A 22479-nucleotide genomic window follows, 5' to 3' on the forward strand; every position below is an offset into this window, starting at 1 on the left:
GTCCCCCTAGGCGGATGCCTCGGCTTTGGCTACGCTCAAGCCTCTTCAGGATGTTTCAAGGCTGGAATTCGTGATGCCCCACTGGCTGGTAATAGATCTGGAAGCCACGACGGATGAAGGGGGCTGGCCGGTGAGCGAGATGGAAATCATTGAGATCGGCGCCACCCTGGTCAACCGTCAGGGCCGGGAACAGGACCACTTCCAGCGTTTCGTCCGCCCCTTGCGGCGCCCCATGCTGACGCCGTTCTGCCGCGAACTGACCCACATCACCCAGGCCAATATCGACAGCGCCGCGCCCCTGAGCGAGGTCTGGGGCCTGTTCGAGCGCTGGCTCGGCCAGCATCAGCCGCGTCTGGAAGGCTGGGCCAGCTGGGGCGACTACGACCGCAAGCAGTTGCAGCTGGAATGGCACAACCAACAGCTGCACAGCCTGCTCAATGAGGTGCCGCACATGAACCTCAAGCAGCGCTTCGCCAAGGCCCGGCGCCTGGAGCGGCCCCTGGGGCTCAATGCAGCCCTGCAACTGGCCGGCATGCAGTTCACCGGCCAGCAGCATCGGGCCCTGGAAGATGCGCGCAATACAGCACGCTTATTACCGCTGATTCTTCCTTGACGGCGGCAGGTGACGGCCCTGAAGGCCTTGTGCATACTGGCCGCCCTTTTTGACCCTTTCTTGAGGAATCGCCCATGTTTAAAGTCAACGAGTACTTCGACGGCACCGTCAAGTCGATTGCCTTCGGCACGGCCGAAGGCCCAGCCACCATTGGCGTCATGGCCCCGGGCGAATACGAGTTCGGCACCGCACAACGGGAAATCATGCACGTGGTCTCCGGCGCCCTGACCGTGCGCCTGCCAGACAGCGCAGACTGGGAAACCTTCCCGGCCGGTAGCCAGTTCAACGTTCCGGCCAACAGCAAGTTCCAGCTCAAAGTCGCGGTGGACACCGCCTACCTGTGCGAATACCGCGGCTGATCGAGCATCGCGGCGTTACCCCGGAATAAAAAATGCCCGTCTCCCAGGAGACGGGCATTTTTCGAGGTGGCACCGGTTATTCGATGACCGTCACCGCCATCCCTACCTGCAAGCGACCGTTGCCATCATTGACCAGGTTCTGGCCGAACATCGCCCCATCGGCCTGGGCCCGGTACTTCTGCAAGGTGGCCAGAGGTTCGCGGTCGGCACTGCGCTCGCCGGTCTGCGGATCGATGGTGGTGAGAATGCAGCGCGAGCATGGCTTGACCACACGGAACTCGACATCGCCGATACGCACGCGTTTCCAGTCGTCCTCGGCAAAGGCCGCACTGCCCTCGACCACCAGGTTCGGTCGAAACCGCAGCATCTCCAGGGGCCGGCCCACGCGAGCGACCAGGTCATCCAGGGAGGCCTGGCCAATCAGCAGCAGGGGAAAACCATCGGCGAAGGCCACCTGGTCATCGTCCCTGCCATAACCGGCGGCGGTGCTCCGTGCCCGCTGCGCAGGAACCTGCACCAGGCGGCTGGGCTTGCCGATGAATTCGCTGACCCAGGCCGCGGCTTCGTCCCCCGCATCGGGAACCCGCAAGGTGTCCTGCCAGATGGTCACGCCGCGCAACGGTGCATCCGCACCCGGCAGCGCTACTTCAAGGGTGGAGTGGCCTGGGGCGCTCAGGGTCAGGCCACCCTGGTCATTCCATAAGGCCGACAGCTGACTCATCCGCGCTACGGCGCGCTGGGTCAGGAAACGCCCGCTGGCCTCATCCACCAGCATCCAGCGGCGATCCCCTTGCAGCCCGAGCTTGTCCAGGCCGATCTGTTGCAGGGTTTCGCCCCTGGCGGATTTCAACGGGTATCGGTAAAGCGCGCTAAGACGCATGTCCAGCTCCCTGTATGGGCAAAAGCGCTCACCCTATACCAGCATTTAGCCGAAACAAAGGAGCGCCGGCGCAAGGCCCGTGTCAGGCGTCGGCTTCGTCCAGCATCAGCCGTTGGCGGACCACGTCCACCAGCTTGTCCGGCTGGAACTTGGACAGGAAGTTGTCGCAACCGACCTTCTTCACCATCGATTCGTTGAAGCTGCCGGACAAGGACGTGTGCAGCACCACATAAAGCCCGCGCAGACGCGGATCGTTGCGGATCTCGGTGGTCAGGCGGTAGCCGTCCATTTCCGGCATTTCCGCATCGGTGAACACCATCAGCAGCTTGTCGGTCATCACCACGTCAGTGTCGGCCCAGGCCTTGAGCATGTTCAGGGCCTTGAGGCCATCACTGGCGATGTGCATCTTGACCCCGAGCTGGCCGAGGGTGTCGCGCAATTGCGAGAGGGCCACGTTGGAGTCGTCCACCAGCAGCACTTCGCGGCCACGGGCACGCTCCAGCACCGGATCTTCCAGCTTGTCCCGGGAAACCTTGGCGTTGTAGGGCACGATTTCCGCCAGGACCTTTTCCACGTCGATGATTTCCACCAACTGGTCATCGACCTTGCTGATGGCGGTCAGGTAATGCTGGCGCCCGGCGCTGGTGGGCGGCGGCATGATGGCTTCCCAGTTCATGTTGACGATGCGGTCCACGCCACCGACCAGGAACGCCTGCACCGAGCGGTTGTACTCGGTAACGATGATGGTGCTGTTGGGCCCCGGGACCAGCGGGCGCATGCCGATGGCCTGGGACAGATCGATGACCGGCAGGGTCTGCCCGCGCAGATTGACCACCCCACAGACAAAGGGATGGCGCTGAGGCATCAGCGTCAGCTTCGGCAGTTGCAGCACTTCCTGGACCTTGAACACGTTGATCGCGAACAGTTGCCGGCCGGCCAGGCGGAACATGAGGATTTCCAGGCGATTCTCACCCACCAGTTGCGTGCGTTGATCTACCGTGTCGAGAATGCCGGCCATTAATGACTCCTGGGCTTGTTCTGATGAATTCACTAAAGACAGATATCGGCCGGGTCTGCCGTATCTTGACCCGCATGCAAATTGCCACACAAAGCCGTTGATGTCACATTAACATCATGCTTTACTGGCGCGGTCAATTCAGCACCACCCTCTGCGCCGGCCAGACCTCTATTTCGGTGCAAGGTTCCCGTGCCTAGGGGAATCCCCTATCAACAATCAGGACCAGCCTGATATTCGCGATATCCAATAGCCATTAATGTGACGCCATTCTCATTGCATGAACGGAGTCAGGCTTTTGTTTTTGATCGCAGAAAGGTGGCTTGGCCCCCTTTCAAGCCCCACTACCCTCGCTCATCCTGCCCCAGCGCGCTTGCGCCGCCTTGCTGTGGCCGGCATGCGCGCACGGACCGGGTTCGAGGCCACTCGACTCGCTCGGCAGGCTGCGACCGCAGGCAAGCATTCAGCTATAACGTCAATCCAGCTGCACCTATCGCGTCCAACTTGCAAACCGTTCAGCCAACGCCCTATCAAGCCATCGGACACGCAGTCATGGAGATAAGCATGCTAAAGGACGGCCACGAGTGCGCCACACCGCTGCCCGAGTTCCTGCTTGAAGCCCAGGCCCTGCTGGCCAGATCGGAAGACTGCCTGAGCCACCTGCACCTGATCAGAAACGATGAAGAAGCCATCAACTGCCTGCTCGCCAGCCTGCTGAGCCTGGCCCAGGCCGCGGCCCGCCACGCAGTCAGCCCGCTGGCCGAATTCTCCCTGCATATTCATGGCGTGCTCAAGCGCACCCCCCATCCCCTGGACCTCAACGATCCGATCCTCGATGCCTTGAAGAGCTGCCTGACGCTGATGGCCTGGCAACTGGAACTGATCGACCCGCGCAACGGCCAGCTCAATCTGGACGACAGCGAACAAGTCATGCTGATCGAAGAACTGACAGAGCAAGTGGGACAAAACTGTAACTGCACATATCCATCTTGCAGCCACTGAAGTTGTATTTATCCGGCGGGGCAGCGGATAAAACTCTCGCCAATCACCGCCCTACTGCACAACATCGACAAAATATCGGGCCAACTGCCAAGCACCCGGTCGTTATTGATTAATTCATACCCAAGAGCGACATCAATCACTCCATAAAGCCAACTAGCAAGGTCACCGGGACTTGCTGTTCAATGCGCTGTGCCTGCGGGCAAACCCGCTCCCCAGCACACTTTGCGCGATGTTCGGGCGCACGTGGCGCCAATGGTACCGACGTACCGCTACCCTCCGGTTCCTGACTCTGAAGTCCTATATGACTGAGCGTATAAACGCGACCGACGGTATCTTCGGTGGTATTATGCGGCGCATAAACGGACACAGTTAATGGCACATTGATTCCAATGGCGGCAGTTACTACTCAGCCTGTACAACACGAACAGACAGCGTTGATTGAAACCGGGTATTCAAAGAGCATCGTTTCCCAAACAAGCCTCGTCATCCATACTTGACCGGGCTCTTCGCAGCGAACATCCATTGGCTCCATCCGCTATGTACGCCAGCCTCAAGTCATTCTTCTCTTGGCCCCCCTCCCGTGATCACCTGCGCTGGCTCAGCCTGTTGCTGTGCTCCTGCTCGACCCTGGCCAGTGTGCTGGTCTACTGGCTGGGCCGGCCTCTGCCTCTGGGGTTGCTGGTCATCAACGTGGCGGCGCTGGCCTGCATCTGGATGCAATACGGTTATTCGCGCAAATCCATCCGCTTCCAGCCCCAGGAACTCGCCGAGCGCCTGCTGGAGGTCAAGGAAAACGAACGGCACCGTCTGAGCCGAGAACTGCATGACGACATCGGCCAACTGCTGACCGCCGCCAAGCTGCAGACCGACTGGCTCAAGCGCCGCCTGCCGGACGAGCTGCAAGAACATTGCGCAGTGCTGGGCACCACCCTGGAAGAGACCCTGGCCAAGGTGCGGGACGTCTCCGCCATCCTCAACCCGCGGCAACTGGCCAGCCTCGGGCTGGAAGCCAGCCTGCGCGCCCACCTGCTCAAGACCCTGGAAAACACCTCGGTGCACTGGAGTCTGGAGTGCCACCAGCGCCTGGCGGGCATTCCCGAGGAAATGGCCGTCGCAGCGTTTCGCATCACCCAGGAAGCAGTGACCAACATCCTGCGCCACGCCCAGGCGAAAAACCTGCTGGTACGCCTGCAACGACTGCCCGAAGGCCTGTCGCTGTTCATCAGCGATGATGGCCAGGGTTTCGCCCCGGCCAGCGACCCGGGCGCCCAGGGTCAGCGCGGCATGGCCGGAATGCAGGAACGAATCAGTCAGTTGGGCGGCCTGTTGAAGGTCACCAGCGAGGCCGACCAAGGCACACAGATCGAAGCACTCTTTCCCTGGGCCCCTCGCACTCTGGAGCGGGCCAGCACGAATAAGGTTTTACATTGACCTGTAATTTACTCTTGGTGGATGACCACTCGCTCATCAGGGCTGGCGTGCGTGCCCTGGTCATGGACATTCCCGGATACGCGGTGATCGGTGAAGCGGATGACGGCTCGTTCCTGCTGGAAATGGTCGAAAGGCTGCATCCGGACATCATCCTGCTGGACCTGTCGATGAAACACACCGGCGGCCTCGACGCCCTGCGCCGGCTCAAGGCGCTCCACCCGCAGAGCAAGGTGCTGATCCTGTCGATGCACACCGACCCGGCCCTGATCATGCAGGCCCTGGAATGCGGCGCCCACGGCTACCTGCTCAAGGACACCACCGCCACAGAACTCGAGCATGCCCTCCAGGCCCTGCGCAACAATGAACGCTACCTGAGCCCGGCCATCGCCCACACGGTGATCAACCAGGCCCTGACCCGGGCTCAGAAGCAACCTCCGCCACCGGAGCAGAACCACAACCTGACGGCCCGCCAGCTGGAAATCCTGCGGCTGATCGTGCGCGGCAAATCCACCCGGGAGATCGCCCTGGGCCTGGGCCTGAGCATCAAGACCGTGGAAACCCACCGCTCGCAGATCATGAAACGCCTGCAGATCTTCGACGTTGCCGGGCTGGTGCTGTTCGCCGTGCGCGAACGCATCATCAGCCTCGACGACTGACTCAGCGGGCGCCTCCCAGCAGCGGCGAATCCTCGGGCAGATGCACCTGCAACGCGCCAGGACGGGCGGTGAAACGCAAGGTATCGCCCTGCAGCGGCTCGCCGTCGAGGTTGATGTCCAGGCCTCGGGACGCCTTGATCTCGACCCAGGGCAGGCGTGCCCGGACAAACAGATTGTCGATCCCCAACCCGCCCGCCAGCAGGTTCTTCAGCGTGCCGACCAGTTCCTGGGGCGCCGGCAGGATGCTGATATCCAGCAAGCCGTCATCGGCCAGGGCCCCCGGGCACAACTCGTGCCCGCCGCCCGCTTGACGGCCGTTGCCGATGCCCAGGGCCAGAAGTTCGCCATGCCAGTGGAAACCCGGCCCCTGCAACTCGCCATAGGCCGCGCTCAGCTCGGCAAAACGTGACAGACCGGTGAACAGGTAGGCCGCGCCCCCCAGGACCTTCTTCAAATCCTCCGAGGTGTTGGCGGTGACCTGGCTGCCAAAGCCGCCCGTGGCCATGTTGAGGAACATCTGCCCGCCGACCTCCCCCAGGTCGATCGCCCGCGCCGGCACATCCAGCAGGTCCAGGGCCGCCGCCGGGGTCAGCGGCACGCCGGCAGCCCGGGCAAAGTCGTTGGCCGTGCCCAGCGGCAACAGCACCAGGCTGGCCGGGGCGTCGGCATTGGCCAGGGCTTCGGCGATGTCCCGCAGGGTACCGTCGCCACCGCCGGCAATCAGCCGGGTATGGCCGGCAGCCAACGCCTCCTGCACCAGGCGCTGGGCATCCCCCGCCTCCCAGGTCAGGCGCACCTGCAAGTCCCAGCCGGCGGCGCGCCGGGCCTCGACGGCCGCGCGCACCTCCTCGTTGAGGGCCTGTTTGCCGTGCAGTATCAACAATGCCTTGCGCTCACTCATCAGCCCTGACTCCGGTTATGGACTCCATGAAGGATGTTGACCCTGCCGCCCGCAGAAAAAGTCTGTCGTCGGAATTTATTTTTTTGCCGGAAGCAGTCTGGCCATGGCCCCCCGGCAATCCGGCAGCTTAGCCGCAGGGAGGCAAGGATTCGTCCGGCACGGTTCGGCTTTCAATTAGCGGGTCGCTGTTTCATGAGCTTTACTGACCCTGTCGTTTAGATGAGGAAGTGCAGGTCATCACCTTGACCGGCGCCGGGGGCCCCACCTGAATATGCAGAGGGCCCGGTTTTCCCACTTGAATGCCGACCACGCCTGGGGATGAAGGGACGTGGCTTTTTTCGGTGCCGGGACCAGACGACGGGAAGTCGCAAACATTGCGAACTTCCTCGCGATCTCTCCAGTCAACCGGTGTGCCTTAGGTCGAGGGAATTGATCTTATGCGGTTGCAACCTGTAGACAGCCTGTTACTGACTCGCCCCAGCATGGTCGAGTACTTCCTGTTCGGCATCCGTGTGGTTCATGGGCTGACTGCAATCCTTCCCGGGCTGTTGCTGATCCTGCTGTCCAACAACAGCCAGGAAGCCTTGAAAAGCGACCTGACCCTGCTGGTGTTCTTCGCCCTCATCAGCGTGCTGATCTTCCAGGCCCTGGGGGTGTACGCCGAATCCATCTTCAGCAACCAGTTGCGCTTCCAGCTGACCCTCTTCGCCTGGGCCTCGTCCTTTTGCGTGCTGCTGTTCATGCATCACTCCATGAAGATGTTCAACACCATCGGCAACCCCGAGCTGTTCGGCTGGTTTGCCGGCAGCTTCGTGCTGTTCGGCATCGAGCGCCTGGTGCTGCTGACCCTGTTCCAGCAGTTGATGCAGCGCGGCGTGTTCCTGCAGAACGCGGTGATTCTCGGCGCCACGGAAAACGGCCAGCGCCTGGCCGAATACCTGGCCCAGCATCAGGACATCCGCTCCGGAGTGACCGGTTTCATCGACGACCGCATCGGCCGCCTGCCCAAGACCCTGTGCAACCTGCCGCTGCTGGGCAACTCCAGCGACCTGGAGCGGCTGATCCGCGAGGAAAAGGTTACCCAGGTCCTGGTGGCGCTGCCCTGGTCGGCGGAAAACCGCATGGCCTATGTCATCCGCGAGTTGCGAAGGCTGCCGGTGAACGTGCTGCTGGTGCCCGACATGGTGGCCTTCCGGCACGCCCACAACCGCATCACCGAAGTCGCCAACCTGCCGATGTTCAACGCCTCCGAAGTGCCGTTGCGGGGCTGGTCGCCGTTCTTCAAGCGCCTGGAAGACATGGTGCTGTCGAGCATCGCCCTGGTGCTGCTGTCACCGGTGATGCTGCTGGTGGCACTGGCGATCAAGCTGGACTCCAGCGGCCCGGTGCTGTTCAAGCAGAAACGCTACGGCTACAACAACCGGCTGATCGAGGTCTACAAGTTCCGCTCGATGCACCAGCACATGGCCGATGCACATGCCGAAAAGCAGACCACCCGGGGCGACCCGCGCATCACCCGGGTCGGGCGCTTCATTCGCAAGACCAGCCTCGATGAACTACCCCAGCTGTTCAATGTGTTCGGCGGCAGCATGTCCATGGTCGGACCGCGCCCCCATGCCACCGCGACCAAGGCCGCCGGCATTCTCTTCGAAGAGGCGGTCAAGGAGTACACCTCGCGCCACCGGGTCAAGCCGGGGATTACCGGCCTGGCGCAGATCAACGGCTATCGGGGCGAAACCGATACCCTGGAAAAAATCGAGAAACGTGTCGAGTTCGACCTGGAATACATCGAAAACTGGTCGGTCTGGTTCGACCTGTACATTCTCTTCCGCACTGTTCCATCCGTGATCATGACCCGCGAGGCCTTCTGAATGAGCACACTCATTCCCTGCATCATTGCTGGCGGCGCCGGCACCCGCCTGTGGCCGGTATCCCGCGAGGCGATGCCCAAGCCCTTCATGCGCCTGCCAGACGGCGAAAGCCTGCTGCAGAAAACCTTCGTGCGCGCCACCGCGCTCAAGGACGTCGGCCGCCTGTTGACGGTGACCAACCGCGAAGTGTTCTTTCGCACCCTCGACGACTATCGCCTGCTGAACAAGGCCAGGGTGGAGCTGGACTTCATCCTTGAGCCGTTCGGGCGCAACACCGCACCGGCCATCGCTGCCGCCGCCCTGCACGTGAGCCGCCTGTATGGCGATGATGCACAGCTGCTGGTGCTGCCCGCCGACCACCTGATCAAGGATGTGCAGGCTTTCGCCAACGCCGTGGACAGCGCCCGGCAATTGGCCGAGCAAGGCTGGCTGGTGACCTTCGGCCTGGTGCCCACCCACGCCGAGACCGGCTTTGGCTATATCGAGAAAGGCCAGGGCCTGAACAAGGACAGCTTCCAGGTCAGCCGCTTCGTCGAGAAACCCGACGCCGCCACCGCCCAGCGTTATGTCGATGGCGGCCTGCACCTTTGGAACGGCGGGATGTTCTGCATGCGTGCCGACGTGATCCTGCAGGAACTGCGCGAGTTCGTGCCCGAGGTGGTCAGCGCCGTCGAACACTGCCTGGAGCAGAGCCACCGCAAGGAGGGCAAGCACGAACTGCAAGTGGAGCTGGACGGCGACAGCTTTGCCCAGGCCCCGGACATCTCCATCGACTACGCGGTGATGGAGCGCTCGAAGAAAGTCGCCGTGGTGCCCTGCCAGCTGGGCTGGAGCGACATCGGCTCCTGGCAGGCAGTGCGCGAGCTGACCCCGGCGGACGAACATGGCAACCAGTGCAACGGCGAGACCGTGCTGCACGATGTCAGCAACTGCTATATCGACTCGCGCAAGCGCCTGGTGGGCGGGGTCGGGCTCAACAACCTGATCATCATCGACACTCCGGACGCCCTGCTGGTGGCCGACGGCAACCGCAGCCAGGACGTCAGGCTGATCGCCCAGGAACTCAAGCGCCTGGGCCACGACGCCTACAAGCTGCACCGCACCGTGACCCGTCCCTGGGGCACCTATACCGTGCTCGAGGAAGGGCCGCGCTTCAAGATCAAACGCATCATGGTCAAGCCCAATGCCTCGCTGTCGCTGCAGATGCACCACCACCGCAGCGAACACTGGATCGTGGTCAGCGGCATGGCCCGGGTCACCAATGGCGAGGACGAATTCCTGCTCAATACCAACGAGTCCACCTTCATCAAGCCCGGCCGCACTCACCGCCTGGTCAATCCCGGGGTGATCGACCTGGTGATGATCGAAGTACAGAGCGGGGAGTACCTCGGCGAAGACGACATTGTGCGCTTCAACGACATTTACGGGCGGGCTCCCGCCGAAGCCGCCAAGACCTGAACTGACGCTCCAAGCAGCAATCTGGCCCGACAGGGAGTTGTGACTATGCACGCCAGGAAGACCGCTCGATGAAAAGACTCCTGCTGATTTCCAGTGTTCTCATGCTCTGCGCCTGCTCCATTCCGGCAAAGGTGGAACTGCCGCCCAGCCAGGACCTGGAGGCCGCCCATCGAGCCGGTGATGCCCTGGCCGGCCAACCGTTGCCGCCACAGCGGATTCGCCCGGGGGACACCCTGCGCATCGTCCGCAACACTGGTGAGGCGCCATCGATCTCGGCATTCACCGCCAACTCGATCTACGAACTGACGCTGTTCACCGTGCTCAACGATGGCACCTTCGCCTACCCCTATGCCGGGCAGGTCAAGGCCGCGGGGCTGACTCCGCAGCAACTGACCCAGGTCCTGGAAAACAAGCTGAAGAACATCTACCAGGACTCGGCACTGACCGTGAACATCAACCAGGCACCGGGCAACACCGTGTTCGTCGGCGGCTCGGTACGCAACCCGGCGTCCCTGCCGGTGACCGTGACCACCACCCTGGAGCAGGCCATAGTCGGCGCCGGGGGCCTCTTGAATGTGGGCGACAGCCGCAATATCGCCCTGCTGCGCGAGGGCGAGGACGGCCGCTACAAGACCTATTTCTTCGACTACCGCAAATTCATGATCGCCGGCAACGCCGGCGCCGCCCCGGTGCTGCTGCAACGCGGCGACGTGGTGTTCGTGCCCAAGTCCAGCGTCGGCAACGGCATTGAATGGGTGGATGTGTACCTCAACCAGTTGATTCCGTTCACCAAGTCGATCGGCATCGGGGCGAGTTACGAAATCAACCGTCAATCCACCAATTGATCGCCAAGGACAGCACTCATGATCAATATCCGTTCCTTTCGCGATCTGCTGCGGTTGTTCTTCATCTTCAAGCGCGAGGTCAAGATCACCGTCCTGGTGACCTTCGTCATCATCCTGCTGGGCGCCTTCCTGCTGCCCAATCGCTTCGAGTCCACCGCCCTGCTGCTGGTCAAGCCGGGGCGCGACACCAGCACCCTGCCGATCGAGATCGCCGATCGCCAGGCTGTGGTAATTCCCAGCGCCCAGCGTGATCCGATCATCGATGAGGAGCGCATCCTCGGCGGCGAGCCCATCGCCCGCAAAGTGGCGGAAAAGTACCTCGACGACCTGTCCCGCCAGCCCCAGCCAAGTGGTGCCCTGGCCACCCTCAAGAACGCAGTGAAAGGCGCGGTGGAAGGCATCGTCGACCTGCTGCGCGGGGCCCTGCAACTGGTGGGCCTGGTGGAGAAGCAGACCCCGGTGGAACGCCTGACCGAACGCATGTTGAAAAGCTTCAGCGTGACCCACGCCGCAGGCTCCTCGGTGATGGAAGTGAGCTTTACCTGGAACGACCCCAAAGTGGCCCAGACAGTGGTCAAGAGCTGGATCGAGCAGTACCAGCAGGAACGCGCGCAAACCCTCGGGCGCAAAAGCCTGTACGCCTTCTATGAAACCGAAAGTGGCGCCACCAACCAGCGCATCCTCGGCTACAAGAAGCAGATCGCCGACTACCTGAACCAACTGGGGGCGGTGAGCATCGAGGAGCGCCTGAACGATATCTCGCGCAACCTCAACAACCTCAAGGGCGAACACCTCAATACCACCCGAGCAGTGGCGTCCACTCGCAGCGGCCTGGAGACCATCCAGAAGCAGCTCAACAGCATGAAGAAAGAAATCAGCATCGGCCGCCAGATGAGCCTCAACCCGGACCGCCAGGACCTGCAGCAGCGGATCAACGCCAAGCAGATCGAGCGTCAGGAAATGCTCCGCACCTTCAAGGAAGGCGCCCCTCCGGTCCGCGCCATGGATGCGGCAATCGCCAACCTGCAAGCCTTGCTGAAATCGGAAAGCGGCACTGTGCAACGCAGCGAAAACCTGGCCCCGAACCCGGTCTATACCCGCCTGCAGAACAGCTTCGCCGACCAGCAGGCCAGCCTCAGCCGCCTGCAGACCCAGGCCGCCCAACAGGAAACCCAGTTGCTCAAGCTCGAACAGGAACGGCGCCAGGCGCTGGCCGTGGAACCTGAACTGGCACGCCTGCAACGGGAACTGAGCGCGGCGGAGAAAAGCTTCGCGCTGTACAGCGACAGCACCGAGAAAGCCCGCATCGACCGCGAGCTGGACCAGAGCCAGATCAGCAACATCGCGGTGATCGAAGAAGCCACCTTCAAACCCAGCCGGGTCTTTCCCAAGAGCCTGAGCATGCTGCTCGCCGCCATCCCCCTGAGCCTGGCGGTGGGCCTGCTGGCGCTGTACTTCTTCTATCTGCTGGACCAGCGCATCCATGACGGCGACCAGATCGAGGAGCGCTTCGGGGTCAAGGTCTGGACCAGCCTGCAGGACCTCGACAGCCACCTGCCGCAACGCAACAGCGCCTTCACCGCCAGCCTCTACCGCCTGTACGGCATCCTGCCCCTCAAGCAAGTGGCGCTGCAGGGGCTGGTGATCGGCCTGACCTCGGCACGCCGCGGCGAAGGCGTGAGCTTCGTCACCGCGCACCTGCGCGACCTGCTCCAGGAGCGCGGGCACGTGGTGCGGGTCAATGGCGCCCCCAACGCGGTGCCCGGCGAAATCGTCCTGCTGGAAGCCTCGGGCTTCTTCTCCAACCAGGAAGCCTTCGTCAGCCTGCGCGAGGCCGACCTGATCGCCCTGATCGTCGAAGCCGAAACCACCACGGTGCCCGTGCTGCAAAACGCCCTGTCGATTCTCACCACCGCCTTCAAGCGGGTCGACGGAATCATCATCAACCGCCGGCGCTTCGGCATCCCGGAGAACGTGCTGAACTTCCTGGCGCGGATCAGGAGCCCTCACTGATGCACATTGCCCTGCTGGCACCCATGCCTCCCGAGCAGAACGGCATTGCCGACTACGCCGCGCACCTGCGCGCCGCGCTGGAAGGCCTGGGGCTGAAAGTCAGCACGCCCCTGGCCGGGCTGGGCAACGACCCGCAACGCGCCATCGAGCGGGTGGCGCACAGTGACTGGCAGGGGATCGACCTGGTGCACGCCGAGCTGGGCGGTGGCCGGCTGGCGGAGTTTCATGCCCTCAAGGCGTTGCGCGAGCGTTTCCCCAGCCTGCCGCTGAGCGCCACGGTGCACGACCCCGAACGCCTGGTCTGGCGCCGGGCCAGCCTGCCCTGGCCGCTGTCCCTGGCCACGCGGCTGCCCTCACCGCTGCCACAGATCGCCACGGTACTGACCGACCCCTTGTGCCTGCACGAAGAAAAGCAGCTGGCCCGCAGCCTCACCCGGCTGATCACCCTGACCCACGCCGGCGGCGCCTGCCTGCGCCAGCGCATGGGGTTGCGTGCGGAGCAGATGGTGGTGATCCCCCACGGCAACCTGGCCATCCCCGCCCGGCCGCTGCCGCCGCTGAGCCCGTTGAGGCTGCTGTATTTCGGCTTCATCTACCGCGGCAAGGGCATCGAGGATCTGCTGGATGCACTGGCCATGGCCTTCGCCCAGCAACCGGCAATGCGCGAGCGCATGCGCCTGACCCTGGCCGGGGGCAGTGAACCGGAAATGGCCTTCGGTAGCGCCGGCAGCTACCTCGACCAGTTGCGCCAGCACATCCAGCGCCTGAACCTGCAGGACAGCATCGACTGGCAACTGGACCTGCCGGCCACGGACATTCCCAAGGTGATCCAGGCCCACCACGTGATGGTCCTGCCCTACCGCGAGTCGAGCAAGCTCAAGCTCCTGGGCACGCTGCGGGGGACCAGCGGCGCCCTGTCCTGGGCGGTGGCCTGCGGTCGCGGCGCCATCACCTCCGACGCCCGCTCCTTCGCCGAAGAGGTGGCCCAGGACAACGGCGTGATCTTTCCCCAGGGCAACGTCGCCGCCCTGGCCGCCGAACTCAGCCACTTGTGCGCCAGCCCGGAACGGGTGGAGCGCTGGGCCGAGCACGCCGCGGTGATCGGCTCCCGGCGGGTCTGGAGCCATACCGCCGAGCGCTTTGCCCGGGTGTTCAGCGATGCCTGTGGAGGCCCGGCCCATGCCTATGCGACGTAGCTCGGCGATTGCCCTGCTGGTGCTCGCCTGCCTGTCCTGGAACGCCCTGGCGGATACCACCCTGCGCGCGCCGCGAGCGGTGGTGTGGAAGGATTTTCTCGGGGTCAACGCGCAGTTCCAGTACTTCACCCCCGGCGTCTACCAGAAGCAGATGGACCGGCTCGATGCCCTGGGCCTGAGCTGGGTCCGCCTGGCCATTCACTGGGCCATGATCGAACCCAGCGAGAATGACCTGCAGCTGGACACCCTGGACGCCGCGATGAACGCCATGCAGGGCCGCCAGTACCGGGTCCTGGCCTACATGGTGGGTTCGGCGCCCTTCGCCGCCAACGTGCCCAGCGGCTCACCCCCTTCCGACCAATACCCGCCCAAGGACTTCAACGTCTTCGCCCAGCGCATGAAAATGCTCGCCCAGCGTTATCCCCAGGTGAACACCTGGCAGGTGTGGAACGAACCCAACATCGTCTGGCTGCCCAAGGAAGACCCCGACGCCTACGACCAGTTGCTCACGACCACCACCAGCGCCATTCGCGCGGCGATTCCCGACAAGCCTGTAGCGACCGCGGGCATGGCCTACTACAGCCAGATGCGCAGCACCCCGGGGCTGATGCTCGAAGACCTGCTGCAACAGGGCCTGGGCACGGAAAACCTGATTGCCGCCTACCACCCCTATTCCGAGCTCCCGGAAGGCGACGATGCCGCGGCCCAGGATTTCCTCGTACGCGGCAACTTCCTCAACAACGCGCTGCACAGCCAGGGCGTGCAACAGGTCTGGGCCACCGAGTGGGGCTGGTCGAGCTACACCAGCGGAGCCCGGGAAATGCAGGCGATGATCGGCGTCAACGGCCAGGCCGACTACACCCTGCGCCGCCTGGCCCTGATGGCGGCCATGGACTACCAGCGGATCTTCCTGTTCAACCTCAGCGACCTGGATGCCCGCGCCAGCAACCGCGACCAGTCCTACGGGCTGGTGGACCTGGCCGGCGAACCCAAGCCGGTCTACAACGCCCTCAAGTATTTTCTCGACACCACCGGGCCGAGCCTGGCCCCGGCTGATCCCCCCGGCCTGAGCAACGCCCCGGGCGACTTGTACAGCATCGCCTGGACCCGGCCCGACGGCTCCCACGTCTGGATGTTCTGGAGCGCCAGCGGCGCCAGCCTGCAGGTTCCCGGGCTCAACGCGGCCACGCTGCATGATCCGCTGACCGGCACCCGCACCGAGCTGAGCGGGCAAGCGGGCCTGAGCGTGCCGTTGAAAACCAGCCTGCAACTGTTGGTGTGGTGAGCATGAAAATCCTCTGGACCCTGCCCTACCTGCCCTGGCCCGCCACCAGCGGCGGCAAGACCCGGCAATACCACCTGCTGCGGGCCCTGGCCGCCCGCGGGCACCGCATCACCTTGCTGGTGCAATCGAAAACCCCGTTGGACGACGCCACCCGCGCGGCCCTGGAGCCCTGGCTGGAACGCCTGATCGTGCTGCCGCGGCGGCCGTTGCGCAGCCTCAAGACCCTGTTCTCGGTGCTGTTCGCGCCCTACCCCATGCTGGCCGACGTCAACGGTTTGGCCGCGCCGCTGCAACAGCGTTTTCGCGAGCTGTTGGAGGAACCCTGGGACGTGATCCAGATCGAGCACAGCTACAGCTTCCAGCCCTTCGAACAGCCGCTCAAGCAATTGCAGCGCCCGTTCATCCTCACCGAACACAACGTCGAGTCGGCCCTCGGTGCCGCCAGCTACGACCGCCTGCCGGCCTGGTCGAAACCCTTTACCCGTTACGACCAATGGCGCTACCGGCGCTGGGAACGCCGGGTGTTCCAGCAGGCGGCCCGGGTCATCGCGGTGACCGAACAGGACGCCCTGACCCTGGCCCGGCTGAGTGGCAAACCGGCCGCGGTGGTGGTCAACGGCGTGGACTGCGGGCACTACGCCGCGGTGCAACCGGACCTTGGCAGCCAGCGCCTGCTGTTTATCGGCAACTACGAATACAGCCCCAACCTGGATGCGGTGCAATGGGCCCTGGAAGAGATACTGCCGCGCCTGTGGGCCATCAACCCCGAGGTGCACTTCGCCATCTGCGGCTACGCCCTGCCGGACAGTTTCCGCCAGCGCTGGACCGACCCGCGCATCGAGTGGCAGGGTTTTGTCCCCGACCTGCGGGACCTGCAACGGCGCTCGGCGCTGTTCTTCGCCCCGCTGCGCCAGGGCGGCGGTTCCAAGCTCAAGGTCCTGGAGGCCATGGCCGCCGGCCTGCCGGTAGTCACCACGGCCCAGGGCAGCTCCGGGCTGCAGGTAGAGAACGGCCAGCATTACCTGGGCAGCGAAGACCCCGGGGCCCTGGCGCAGATTCTCGCCCAGGCCCTGGCCGACCCCGAGCGCCTGCAACGCATCGGCGCCGCCGGGCGCGACTACGTGCTGGCCCACCATGACTGGAGCGCCGCCGCGGCCCAGCTGGAAGCGGTCTATCACCAACTCCCCTCTGACAAAGAAGAAGTGTCCGTATGCGCATAGGTCTGGATTACCGCCCCGCCGCGGGCTACAGCAACAGTGGTATCGGCCGGCAGAACCTGGCACTGGAAGACGCCCTGCGCGCCAATCCGCAGGTCAGCCTGCAATTGTTCGGCGTCGCTCCGGAAGACCATCCGCTGCGCCGCCGGGTGCATTGCCCCAGGTGGGGCGCACCACTGCAGGGGGTGCATCGCCTGCCGAACCGGCTGCGCTTCGAGGGCGGTTTTCTGCCCGGGGCCCTGCGTGAGGCCGAGGTGGAGCTGTACATCTGCAACTTCAACATGGGCCTGCCCCTGGGCAGGAAACCTAAGAACCTGCGCTATGTATTGCAACTGCATGACCTGTTCCAACTGACCCTGACCAACAGCCATGGCTCGCGGCTCAAGGAGCGGGTCTATGGCCTCACCGACAAGCTCTCCATCGGCCACTCGGTGAAGCAGGCGGACCGCATCTGGACACCTTCGCAGTACACCGCCGACGAACTGGTGAAGCTCTTTCCCCAGGCCCGGGACAAGGTCCGGGTGCTGCCCAACCTGGTTACCGGTTTCCAGGGCGAACCCGCCGACATCCGCGACCTGCAACTGCCCGAGCGCTACTGGCTGGCGGTGGGCACCCGCGAGCCGCGCAAGAACATCCCCTGGTTCGTCGCTGCCTGGCAGGCCGCACGCCAGCAATCCCCGGATGTACCGGAACTGGTGCTGATCGGCGCACCGGAACACCTGCCCAGCGAGCTGCGCGCCGTGCATGGCCTGCACTTTCTCAGCGACCTCAGCGACAGCCAGTTGCATGGGGTGTACCGCCAGGCCCAGCGCCTGTGGCAGCCCTCCTACGCCGAGGGCTTCGGCCTGCCGGTGATCGAGGCCCTGAGTGTCGGCACTCCGGTGGCGGTGGCCAGCGGCTCGGCCCTGGACGAGATCACCCCGGCGAGCAGCCCGCGCTTCTCGCCCACCGACAGCGCCGCGCTGAGCCAGTTGATGGTGCAACTGGCCAGCGCCCCGCCGGAAGACCCCGCCCCCCTCAAGGCCTGGGCGGCCGGCTACGCCGAGGATGCCTATCGCCAGCGCTTCAATGAATTGCTCGAGGAGCTCAAGTAATGCCCATCGCCCTGCCGCTGGCGCTGATCTTCGGCCTGGTTTTCGGCGTGCTGATCTGGTTGCTGCCAGCGCTCAAGGTGCTGGTGCTGATGGTCGGCATCGCAGCGGCGGTGACCGTGGTCCGCCAGCCCATGCGCGGGCTGCTGCTGTTCGCGGTACTGGCGACCTTCCTGCCCTATTCGACGGTGCAGATCGGCCTGCGCACCACCGTCTCCGAAGCCCTGCTGCTGTTGGTCTGGGCCAGCATCCTGGCCCAGGGGCTGTTCTCCAATCTGCCCCGGCCGCCCAGGCTGCTGCGTACCGAGAAGCTGCTGCTGGCCCTGATGGCCTTCAGTGCCCTGCCCTTCATCATCGGCCAGGTGACGGTGAACGCCGATGGCAATGGCCCGGTGAACTGGGTCCGCTGGTTGCTCAACCTCTCGGCGCTGTTTCTGGTGCGACGCCTGTTGCAGCAAGCCAAGGCCCGGGAGCAACTGGTCTGTGGCCTGTTGCTGGGGACCCTGCTGCTCCTGCTGCTGTCGATCCCGGTGTTTCTGAAGAACGGCAGCGCCACGGCCATGACCCCGATCCTCGAAAAGCTCGGCTACGGCGGCATCGCGGTACTGGGCGACAGCCTCAGCGCCCTGGCCAATCGCATGGGCTCGCCGTGGATGCACCCCAACGTCACCGGCGGCGCCATGGCCCTGCTGCTACCCCTGGCCTTCTGTTTCGGCCTGACCCGCAGCGGCTGGCAGCGTAACCTCGGCCTGGCGGTGGCCTTGCTGGGGGCCGCCGGGCTGCTGCTCTCCGGTTCTCGCGGAGCCTTGCTCAGCCTGCTGATCGTGCTGATCTGGATGGCCCGCCAGCGGGTGCCCTACACCGGGCGCATGCTGATGGGTGGCTTCGTTCTCGGGGCCTTGCTGCTGATGTCCTATCCGCCCTTGCAGGACCGCCTGCTGACCCTGTTCACCTCCAACGATGCCAGCACCAGCGTGCGGGTCGACGAGTACTCGCACTTCCCCGCCGCCATGGCGATGTTCCCCTTCGGCATCGGCTTCAAGGTCGACCCACCCGTGCCCGGCACCGGCCTGTGGGGGATTTCCAACCTGTGGCTGAACTACATCTACAAGATCGGCGTGCCCGGCATGCTGCTGTTCGTCGCGGTGATCTGGAGCTGGTGGCGGGAAACCCGGGTTCCCGGGGTGGCCATCCAGTTGAATCGGGACAACGCCCTCTGGCTGGGCAGCGGCGCCGGCCTCAGCGCCGCACTGATCAGCGGCCTGTTCGACCATTACTTCAGCTTCACCCAGGTGTTGATCGCCCTGTTCTGGCTGCTGCTGGGCCTGAACCTGCATGAAGCCAGGCGCCTGCGACTCAAGGCCGGCGCTGCGTCACCCAGGGTTACTCCAGACTCCCCACCCTCAGGAATCCAGCCATGAAACATCGCCTCTTCCACTCGCAGAACCTGAAACAGGCCTTGCCTGACTATGCGCAGAAAATGGGGGTGAGCCTTACAGAACTGGAGGCGGCCTATCAGTGGATGCTGGAGAACGATGTCGTGTTCGAGCAACCGCTCAAGGGCAACGTGCTGACCTACATCAGCTACCTGAACATCGAATCGAAGATCGAGCCGCCCCTGCCCCGGCGCTTCTACAAACTGCTGGGCCGCGAACTCAAGGGAGCGCTGATTCCCATGTACGGAATCAACTGGCCGACCCTGCGCGACCGCATGCTGCGGGTCTGGGAGCAGATCTACAACATCCTCATCTGCAAGATCCCCAGCCACACCCTGCGCCTGTTCTGGCTGCGCCTTGGCGGCGCGAAGATCGGCAAGGGCTCCACGGTGTGGCGCAATACCGAGGTGCTGGGTGTCGACAGCCTGCGCATCGGCCAGGACAGTACCGTGGCCTGGCACTGCCAGTTGGACGCCCGGGGCGGGCTGATCATTGGCGACCATGTGACCATCGCCTCCCATGTGCTGATCATCGCCGGTGGCCACGACCTCAAGGAGCCGGAATTCTGGGCGGTAGGCGGGCCGATCTACATCCATGACTACGCCTGGATCGCCAGCCGCGCCCTGCTGTCGTTTGGCGCCGAGATCGGCGAAGGCGCGGTGGTCGGCGGGCAGACCGTGGTGTCCAAGCCGGTACCACCCTACGCCATCGTCAGCGGGCCGGACGCGGCGATCAAGGGCGAGCGCTGCCGCAACCTCAACTACAAAGTGGGCGGCAAAGGCCTGTTCACTTTGTTCCACTAAGCCCGGCCCATGTTCGGCGCGACGCTGTGGTTGACCCTGGCCACCCTGACCGGGCTGGCCGCCGGCTTTGCCCGGGAATGGCTGCTGGTGGCGGCCTGGGGCGCCGGTGGCCAGAGCGATGGTTTCCTGGTGGCGATGTTCCTGCCCGAGGCCCTGCGCATGGCCCTGGCTGCGGGCCTGCTGAGCGCCGCCGCGCTGCCGCTGTACCAGCAGCGCTCGGCCGGGGAGCAACAGGCCTGGCTCAGTGCCCTGGCCCCCCGCCTGTTGCTGTGTGGGCTGCTGCTGGCGCTGCTGCTGAGCCTCGGCGCGCCGCTATGGGTACGCCTGATCGGCCCCGGCCTGGGCAGCGACGGTTATGCCCTGGCCAGCGGCGGCCTGCACTGGCTGGCCTGGTGCGCACCGGGGTTCATTCTTCACGGCCTGTTCTGCGTCCCTCTGCAGGCTCGCGCCCGCTTTGTCCTGGCGGGCCTGGGCTCGCTGCTGTTCAACCTGCCGCCAGTGATCTACCTGGCGAGCCTGCACCATGCCGCCACCCCCACCGGGCTGGCCGCGGCCTGTGTGCTCGGCAGCCTGCTGATGCCAACGGTGCTGTTGCCGAGCCTGCTGCGCGATGGCTGGCGGCCCTGGCGCATGCAGGCCGCGCCCGGGGCCGGGCGCGAGTTGCTGCAACGCATCGGCCCGCTGCTGAGCAGCAACCTCGCCAGCCAGGGCCTGGCCCTGCTGGAGCGCATGGCGGCCTCATTGCTGGGTGAAGGGGCGGTCACCTGGATCAACCTGGCACGCAAGCTGATCAACCTGCCGCTGATCGCCCTGATGAGCCTCAACCAGGTGCTGCTCGGGCTGATGAGCGGCAGCTCCGGCGAACAGCGCCTGGACCTGCTGCGCAAAGGCCTGAGCAGCGCCACCCTGCTGACCATTCCTGCAGTGGTCGGGCTGATTGGCGCCGCCGCCGCGCTGGTGCACCTGCTGCTGCCCAATCAAGCGGCGGACAGCCCCTTGCCGGAGCTCTTGGCCTGGTTCTCGGTACCGCTGATGTTCGGCGCCTGGAACGCCCTGCTGGCGCGCTACGCCTATGCCGCCGGCGACACCCGCATGCCGCTCAATTGCGAACTGGCCGGCAGCCTGCTCAATGCCCTGCTGCTGGCGGCGCTGCCGTATTTCCTCGGTTTGATCGGCATCGCCCTGGCGGCGATCTGCGGGGTGATCCTCACCGGCCTGCTGCTGATGCGCCGCCAGCAGTTGCTGGGGCTGGTGCCTTGGCGCAGTCATTGGCTGATCGGCCTGGGTGGCATGGCCCTGGCGGCGCTCTTCCTGCATCCGCTGACCTCGATCTGGTGGCAACTGGGCCTGAGCAGCGCCTGCGGCCTGCTGCTGTTGCTGATCCTCGCGGCCTGGCTGCGGCCCTGGCGCCAGAACCTGACCTGAACCGGAGGCTTGGACAATGTCGACACTGCGCGTGGCCTGTGTGATTCCCACCTACAACGGTTGCCAGGACCTGGCGCGGCTGCTGGATTCCCTGGAAATCCAGAGCGCGCCCTTCGATACCCTGATCGTCGACTCCAGCTCCAGCGACGGTACCTACGAGCTGGCGCTGGCACGCTGCGCCAATGTGCTGCGCATCGACAGCCGCGACTTCAACCACGGCGGCACCCGGCAACTGATGGTGGAGCGCAACGCCGATTACGACCTCTATGTGTTCATGACCCAGGATGCCTACCTGGAGGATGCCGAAGGTCTCGCCCGCATCGTCGCGCCCTTCGCCGACCCGCAAGTGGGAGCCGTGTGCGGTCGCCAGTTGCCGCACCTCGATGCCAGCCCCCTGGCCAGCCATGCGCGGTTGTTCAACTACCCGCCGACTTCCCAGGTGAAAAGCCTGGCCGATGTGCCGGCACTGGGGATAAAGACCGCCTTCATGTCCAACTCGTTTTCCGCCTACCGGCGCGAGGCGCTGATGCAGGTCGGCGGCTTTCCCAACCATGTGATCCTGTCCGAAGACATGTATGTGGGCGCGAAGATGCTGCTGGCCGGCTGGAAGGTTGCCTATGAAGGCAGCGCCTGCTGCCGCCACTCCCATAACTACAGCCTCAAGGAAGAGTTCCGCCGCTACTTCGACATTGGCGTATTCCATGCCCGGGAACCCTGGATCCGCCAGGCCTTCGGTGGCGCCGGTGGCGAAGGCCTGCGCTACGTCCGGTCCGAACTGCGCTTCCTCGGCCCCGGGCGCCTGGGGCAGTGGCCCGGGTCGCTGCTGCGCAACGCGGTGAAGCTCTTCGCCTACAAACTCAGCCAGCAGGAGCGCTACCTGCCCCTGGGCCTGAAAAGAAAACTCGGCATGTACAAGCGCTATTGGGACAGCCCCTATGCCTGAACCGAGCCCCCAGGCCTAAAGTGAATTTTCTGACCGAAG

Annotated in this window: 20 protein-coding genes; 17 read left to right on the forward strand and 3 right to left on the reverse strand. The window is 64.4% G+C overall.

The genetic code is table 11. The annotated features are described in order from the left end of the window. Window positions 1-73 precede the first annotated feature (73 nt). Both AC1RMG_RS12555 and ppnP read left to right on the forward strand, forming a co-directional pair. A complete protein-coding gene (locus tag AC1RMG_RS12555) occupies window positions 74-613 on the forward strand; it encodes a 3'-5' exonuclease (RefSeq protein WP_011062475.1) in 540 nt (179 codons plus the stop codon). A gap of 74 nt (window positions 614-687) precedes the next feature. Continuing rightward, window positions 688-972: a pyrimidine/purine nucleoside phosphorylase gene (ppnP, locus tag AC1RMG_RS12560; RefSeq protein WP_011062476.1), complete on the forward strand. Its 285-nt coding sequence runs from the start codon at window positions 688-690 to the stop codon at window positions 970-972. A gap of 76 nt (window positions 973-1048) precedes the next feature. Here the strand turns inward: ppnP and AC1RMG_RS12565 are convergent, their stop codons facing one another. Both AC1RMG_RS12565 and AC1RMG_RS12570 read right to left on the reverse strand, forming a co-directional pair. After that, on the reverse strand, window positions 1049-1852 hold the full coding sequence (locus tag AC1RMG_RS12565; RefSeq protein WP_011062477.1) for an MOSC domain-containing protein: 804 nt from the start codon (window positions 1850-1852) through the stop codon (window positions 1049-1051). A gap of 82 nt (window positions 1853-1934) precedes the next feature. Beyond that, window positions 1935-2870, reverse strand: a complete 936-nt coding sequence (locus tag AC1RMG_RS12570; protein ID WP_011062478.1) for a chemotaxis protein CheV — start codon at window positions 2868-2870, stop codon at window positions 1935-1937. Between the two features lie 561 nt (window positions 2871-3431). Here AC1RMG_RS12570 and AC1RMG_RS12575 point away from each other — a divergent pair. The 3 genes from AC1RMG_RS12575 (at window position 3432) to AC1RMG_RS12585 (ending at window position 5956) form a co-directional block, all read left to right on the forward strand. Continuing rightward, on the forward strand, window positions 3432-3869 hold the full coding sequence (locus AC1RMG_RS12575) for a hypothetical protein (RefSeq protein ID WP_015636500.1): 438 nt from the start codon (window positions 3432-3434) through the stop codon (window positions 3867-3869). A 537-nt stretch (window positions 3870-4406) separates the two neighbouring features. Beyond that, window positions 4407-5300, forward strand: a complete 894-nt coding sequence (locus AC1RMG_RS12580; protein WP_011062480.1) for a sensor histidine kinase — start codon at window positions 4407-4409, stop codon at window positions 5298-5300. Continuing rightward, window positions 5297-5956, forward strand: coding sequence for a response regulator (locus AC1RMG_RS12585; RefSeq protein ID WP_011062481.1), 660 nt, complete (start codon window positions 5297-5299; stop codon window positions 5954-5956). Before AC1RMG_RS12580 ends, AC1RMG_RS12585 begins: the two co-directional genes overlap by 4 nt. A 1-nt stretch (window position 5957) precedes the next feature. Here the strand turns inward: AC1RMG_RS12585 and yegS are convergent, their stop codons facing one another. Continuing rightward, window positions 5958-6857, reverse strand: coding sequence for a lipid kinase YegS (gene yegS, locus AC1RMG_RS12590; RefSeq protein ID WP_072450599.1), 900 nt, complete (start codon window positions 6855-6857; stop codon window positions 5958-5960). A gap of 437 nt (window positions 6858-7294) precedes the next feature. Between yegS and AC1RMG_RS12595 the strand changes: the two genes are divergently transcribed. From AC1RMG_RS12595 to AC1RMG_RS12650, 12 genes are all read left to right on the forward strand, one after another. Further along, window positions 7295-8728 (forward strand): undecaprenyl-phosphate glucose phosphotransferase, encoded by a 1434-nt coding sequence (locus AC1RMG_RS12595; RefSeq protein ID WP_258611044.1) that lies wholly within the window; start codon window positions 7295-7297, stop codon window positions 8726-8728. Then, window positions 8729-10186, forward strand: a complete 1458-nt coding sequence (locus AC1RMG_RS12600) for a mannose-1-phosphate guanylyltransferase/mannose-6-phosphate isomerase (RefSeq protein ID WP_015636503.1) — start codon at window positions 8729-8731, stop codon at window positions 10184-10186. Between the two features lie 68 nt (window positions 10187-10254). After that, a complete protein-coding gene (locus tag AC1RMG_RS12605; RefSeq protein WP_072450601.1) occupies window positions 10255-11031 on the forward strand; it encodes a polysaccharide biosynthesis/export family protein in 777 nt (258 codons plus the stop codon). An 18-nt stretch (window positions 11032-11049) separates the two neighbouring features. After that, window positions 11050-13044: a lipopolysaccharide biosynthesis protein gene (locus AC1RMG_RS12610; protein WP_072442890.1), complete on the forward strand. Its 1995-nt coding sequence runs from the start codon at window positions 11050-11052 to the stop codon at window positions 13042-13044. Then, on the forward strand, window positions 13044-14240 hold the full coding sequence (locus AC1RMG_RS12615) for a glycosyltransferase (RefSeq protein WP_011062487.1): 1197 nt from the start codon (window positions 13044-13046) through the stop codon (window positions 14238-14240). The genes AC1RMG_RS12610 and AC1RMG_RS12615 overlap by 1 nt, the downstream gene beginning before the upstream one ends. Continuing rightward, complete coding sequence (locus tag AC1RMG_RS12620) at window positions 14230-15525, forward strand: cellulase family glycosylhydrolase (RefSeq protein ID WP_315868963.1); 1296 nt, start codon at window positions 14230-14232, stop codon at window positions 15523-15525. The genes AC1RMG_RS12615 and AC1RMG_RS12620 overlap by 11 nt, the downstream gene beginning before the upstream one ends. Window positions 15526-15527: 2 nt before the next feature. Next, window positions 15528-16745 (forward strand): glycosyltransferase family 4 protein, encoded by a 1218-nt coding sequence (locus AC1RMG_RS12625; RefSeq protein WP_015636507.1) that lies wholly within the window; start codon window positions 15528-15530, stop codon window positions 16743-16745. Then, a complete protein-coding gene (locus AC1RMG_RS12630) occupies window positions 16736-17836 on the forward strand; it encodes a glycosyltransferase family 4 protein (protein ID WP_493169354.1) in 1101 nt (366 codons plus the stop codon). The genes AC1RMG_RS12625 and AC1RMG_RS12630 overlap by 10 nt, the downstream gene beginning before the upstream one ends. Next, a complete protein-coding gene (locus AC1RMG_RS12635) occupies window positions 17836-19254 on the forward strand; it encodes an O-antigen ligase family protein (protein ID WP_493169356.1) in 1419 nt (472 codons plus the stop codon). Before AC1RMG_RS12630 ends, AC1RMG_RS12635 begins: the two co-directional genes overlap by 1 nt. Then, window positions 19251-20072 (forward strand): acyltransferase, encoded by an 822-nt coding sequence (locus AC1RMG_RS12640; RefSeq protein WP_493169358.1) that lies wholly within the window; start codon window positions 19251-19253, stop codon window positions 20070-20072. The genes AC1RMG_RS12635 and AC1RMG_RS12640 overlap by 4 nt, the downstream gene beginning before the upstream one ends. Window positions 20073-20081: 9 nt before the next feature. Beyond that, window positions 20082-21497 (forward strand): lipid II flippase MurJ, encoded by a 1416-nt coding sequence (locus AC1RMG_RS12645; protein ID WP_019095070.1) that lies wholly within the window; start codon window positions 20082-20084, stop codon window positions 21495-21497. A 16-nt stretch (window positions 21498-21513) separates the two neighbouring features. Further along, entirely contained in the window at window positions 21514-22440 is a 927-nt protein-coding gene (locus AC1RMG_RS12650; protein ID WP_041119361.1) for a glycosyltransferase family 2 protein, read from the forward strand. The last annotated feature ends 39 nt before the right edge of the window (window positions 22441-22479 follow it).

Source organism: Pseudomonas sp. GW822-FHT04H02 (genome assembly GCF_058800645.1).